The 1,869-nt window shown below is 47.3% G+C and carries 1 protein-coding gene; it reads left to right on the plus strand.

The window, feature by feature from the left end; translation table 11 throughout:
• Nucleotides 1-1,869: PQQ-dependent sugar dehydrogenase (locus MFF55_RS26580; protein ID WP_238247237.1), on the plus strand; the 1,869-nt coding region annotated here is incomplete at both ends.

Consider the following 1,869-nt stretch of genomic DNA (forward strand, 5'->3'; position numbering starts at 1 on the left):
TTTGAGTTTTCGCCTATTAGCAACAATTTGGTGTACGTAGCTGGGAAATCTGGGCAAATACGAGTATTCGATATCTTTACTGGCGAAGACAAAGGCATATTTATCGATCTCAGCAGCGAGGTAAATAACTACAACGATCGAGGATTGATGGATATTTCATTACATCCAAATTTCCCTCAACAGCCCTATATATACGTCTTCTACGTTGTCGATCCCTTGGACGCGGCTTCAGAAGGTTTGCTTGACAAACCTGGAAATCGCTATGCGCAATTGGTTCGCTTTACCGCAGATATTGAGGCAGATTTTCTTCGAGTTGTTCCTGAAAGTGGTGTCGTTGTGGTTGGGAGCGCCGGAAGATCACTTTCTGACATAAACGGCAACGGCAGACTAGATTTTGCAAGTCCTGCCTACGCGTCACTACCATCTTCAGAAAGATACTTGGATCCGGCTAGCACTGCTCCAACGTTGGTAGTCGAGGGAATTAAGCAGGACTACATTAAGGTTGACGCGATGTCACATGCGGGCGGATCACTCGCTTTTGGGCCGGATGGGTATCTTTACGTTTCAATTGGCGATGGTTCGTCTCCTACGTATGCTGATCCACATGCAGGTGACGTGCAGAATTTAGACAGCTTATCAGGAAAGATCCTTCGTATAGATCCAATTACTGGTCATGGATTGGCAAGTAACCCGTTTTTTGAGGAGGGTCAGTCCCTTGATTCAAATAGATCAAAGATATACCAATACGGTCTACGGAATCCATTCTCCATGGCATTCGATCAACTTGGGCAGTTATTCATCTCTGATACCGGATGGAACGCTTATGAAGAAATCAACGTTGGCTTCGCTGGCGCAAACTTCGGTTGGCCTTGGTTTGAGGGTAGGGAGGGTGGTAGCCTTAGTCAAACGAGCGGATACAGGTCCTTCCCTGAAGCTATAGAGTTCTACGAAGGAGTGAACAACGGAACCACCCTCGTTATACCACCCTATGCAGCGTTTGGGCATGCTGCTTCAGCGCCAGGTTACCAAAATCAGGCAATAACCGGGGGGTCTTTTGTGTATTCGGGTGGCATATACCCATCCGAATTTCAGGACGATTATTTTTTTACAAATTTCACAAACGGTAATGTATTCACCATCGATACTAAAAATAGACAGAATGTTCAGTATCTTTATACTTCGCAATCTTCATTTGCGCCTGTGCACTTCGAACAGGGCCCGGATGGTTATGTGTATTATATAGATCTAGGAGATTATAATCCAAATTCTTCAAATGGAGTTATTGGAAGGCTAAAGATTCTTTCGAAGGATGGACCAACTGTCACTGCAACCGTTTCACCCGCGGCCTCAGTCGAGGGAGCAGAGTTAGGCCCAACTATAACCTTTACCCTAAGCACGGTGCAATCGGATCCTGTAACAATCACTTACTCGACTACCGGATCAAGCGCCTCGGCAGGTCTCGATTTTATCCCAGTAGTCAAGAAGTCACTTGTAATTTCCCCAGGGCAGATTAGAGTTTCAGATCATATTGAATTGCTATTAGACGCTATTATTGAACCTAGAGAAATATTTACGATTGTAATCGATGAGGCCGTAATTAATGGTCGGCCGATGATTACAGGTGAACCTGTCGCGGTTGCCATTGAGGATAGTAGTGCTACTCGGCTCAAGCCTATCGGTGCGATTGCCAGTACGTATCTGAGCGAGGTGCTGACGGGCACGTCGGGGCGGGACGTGTTCTACTTTGACACCGCGCTGGGTCTTGGGTTGGGCAACGACACCATCCGGGGCTTTGCCGCCGGTGATCGCCTCGTGACCACCACCCGGCTGTATGATGCCAACGAGGATCGGCGTGTCACGGCCAATGGG

This window comes from Methylobacterium iners (assembly GCF_022179305.1).
Classification (GTDB): domain Bacteria; phylum Pseudomonadota; class Alphaproteobacteria; order Rhizobiales; family Beijerinckiaceae; genus Methylobacterium; species Methylobacterium iners.